The following is a 1,072-nucleotide window of genomic DNA, read 5'->3' as shown; positions in this document are numbered from 1 at the left end:
CCTTCAAGTCATCTCTGTAGTGAACTTCAAGGGCGGCTCCGGCAAGACCACCACGTCAGCTCATGTCGCGCAGTATCTCGTCCTCAAGGGTTATCGCGTTCTTGCAGTGGATTTGGACCCGCAGGCCAGCTTGTCTGCTTTGCACGGACTCCAGCCCGAAATTGACGTTGGACCAGGCGATACCCTCTATGGCGCTATTCGGTATGGCGACAACAGGCGTGAACTGACTGACATCATCCGGCCAACCTATTTCACGGGCCTCGATATCGTCCCTGGCAATCTCGAGCTTATGGAATTCGAGCACGAAACGCCAAAGGCCCTCGCCTCTCGGCAACGGGACCAGATGTTCTTCACACGGGTGGCGCAAGCCCTCGATACGGTGGCGGATCGATATGACGTCGTCGTTATCGACTGCCCTCCCCAGCTCGGCTTCCTGACACTCTCCGCGCTTTGCGCAGCTACGTCTCTGCTCATCACGGTCCATCCCCAAATGCTGGACGTGGCCTCCATGTCCCAGTTCTTGGCAATGACCAATGACTTGTTGGACGTCGTGCGCGATGCTGGTGGTCAGATCCGCTAYGACGAACTCAAGTATCTGATTACGCGGTATGAGCCACAGGACGGGCCGCAGACGCGAATAACCGCCCTCCTCCGCAATCTCTTTGGCGAGGCTGTTTTGACAAGTCCGATGGTCAAGAGTTCGGCAGTGTCTGATGCCGGTCTGACGAAGCAGACGCTTTATGAAGTCGGTAGAGAGTCGATGAACCGTCAGACCTATGACCGGGCCGTTGAAGCACTCGATGCAGTGAACGCTGAAATTGAGACGATGGTCCGTCGTGCATGGGGGCGCGCAGCATGAGCCGGAAGTCAGCAATGGATGCTCTATTCTCCGCGAAGCCCGCGGCAGAAAAGTTGGGAGCTCCCAACTCAGCACCTCAGACCCCTGCCCCACCTCGTGTTCGCAGCGGCGCTATCGCCGCCATGGGAGCCTCGCTCCAGCAGCTTACCGAACGAGCCAAAGCCGCAGAGAACATCGAGACTGGTTCTGCGATTGTCGAACTTGATCCTTCTT

The 1,072-nt window shown here is 57.4% G+C and carries 1 protein-coding gene and 1 pseudogene; both read left to right on the top strand.

What is annotated here, in order from left to right; all coding sequences use genetic code 11:
* A partial coding sequence (gene repA / locus ACXJKO_RS31760) for a plasmid partitioning protein RepA (RefSeq protein ID WP_457094975.1) occupies nt 1–859 on the top strand: 859 nt, incomplete at its 5' end.
* 14 nt (nt 860–873) lie between these two features.
* Nucleotides 874–1,072, top strand: a pseudogene (locus ACXJKO_RS31755) (plasmid partitioning protein RepB); the annotation flags it as partial.

Source organism: Microvirga sp. P5_D2 (genome assembly GCF_054049475.1).
This window is presented reverse-complemented; position numbering and strand designations above follow the sequence as displayed.